Annotated in this window: 1 rRNA gene (running past one end of the window); it reads right to left on the bottom strand. The window is 50.9% G+C overall.

What is annotated here, in order from left to right:
* Positions 1-46 precede the first annotated feature (46 nt).
* A 23S ribosomal RNA gene (locus H5089_RS20190) occupies positions 47-1,415 on the bottom strand (it continues 1,566 nt past the right edge of the window).

The raw sequence follows: 1,415 nt of genomic DNA, 5'->3' as shown, positions 1-1,415 counted from the left end.
ATATTAACTTCTGTCAAACTGTCGCATAAAACGCGTTTGGCGTTGTATGGTTAAGCCTCACGGGTAATTAGTACAAGTTAGCTTAATGGCTCACACCACTTCCACATCTTGCCTATCAACGTTGTAGTCTTCAACGGCCCTTCAGAGACTTTAAAAGTCTAGTGAGAACTCATCTCGAGGCCTGCTTCGCGCTTAGATGCTTTCAGCGCTTATCAGTTCCGAACGTAGCTACCGGGCAATGCCATTGGCATGACAACCCGAACACCAGCGGTTCGTTCACTCCGGTCCTCTCGTACTAGGAGCAACCCCTCTCAATTCTCAAACGCCCACGGCAGATAGGGACCGAACTGTCTCACGACGTTCTAAACCCAGCTCGCGTACCACTTTAAATGGCGAACAGCCATACCCTTGGGACCGACTTCAGCCCCAGGATGTGATGAGCCGACATCGAGGTGCCAAACACCGCCGTCGATATGAACTCTTGGGCGGTATCAGCCTGTTATCCCCGGAGTACCTTTTATCCGTTGAGCGATGGCCCTTCCATTCAGAACCACCGGATCACTATGACCTACTTTCGTACCTGCTCGACGTGTCTGTCTCGCAGTTAAGCTGGCTTCTACCATTACACTAACCGTACGATGTCCGACCGTACTTAGCCAACCTTCGTGCTCCTCCGTTACTCTTTAGGAGGAGACCGCCCCAGTCAAACTACCCACCAGGCACTGTCCGTAACCCCGATTCAGGGGCCAACGTTAGAACATCAAAACTACAAGGGTGGTATTTCAAGGTTGACTCCACAACAACTAGCGTCGCTGCTTCAAAGTCTCCCACCTATCCTACACATGTAGGTTCAATGTTCAGTGCCAAGCTGTAGTAAAGGTTCACGGGGTCTTTCCGTCTAGCCGCGGGTACACAGCATCTTCACTGCGATTTCAATTTCACTGAGTCTCGGGTGGAGACAGCGTGGCCATGGTTACACCATTCGTGCAGGTCGGAACTTACCCGACAAGGAATTTCGCTACCTTAGGACCGTTATAGTTACGGCCGCCGTTTACCGGGGCTTCGATCAAGAGCTTCTCCCTAAGGATAACCCCATCAATTAACCTTCCGGCACCGGGCAGGTGTCACACCGTATACGTCATCTTGCGATTTTGCACAGTGCTGTGTTTTTAATAAACAGTCCCAGCCACCTGGTCACTGCGGCTCCCGTCCGCTTAGAGAGCAAGTCTCATCACAGATAGGAGCGTACCTTCTCCCGAAGTTACGGTACGATTTTGCCTAGTTCCTTCACCCGAGTTCTCTCAAGCGCCTTAGTATTCTCTACCTGACCACCTGTGTCGGTTTGGGGTACGATTCCATATAATCTGAAGCTTAGAGGCTTTTCCTGGAAGTATGGCATCAACAACTTCATCACC

The sequence above is a fragment of the Pseudoalteromonas sp. SR45-1 genome (assembly GCF_014163655.1).
In the GTDB taxonomy this organism is placed as follows: domain Bacteria; phylum Pseudomonadota; class Gammaproteobacteria; order Enterobacterales; family Alteromonadaceae; genus Pseudoalteromonas; species Pseudoalteromonas distincta.
This window is presented reverse-complemented; position numbering and strand designations above follow the sequence as displayed.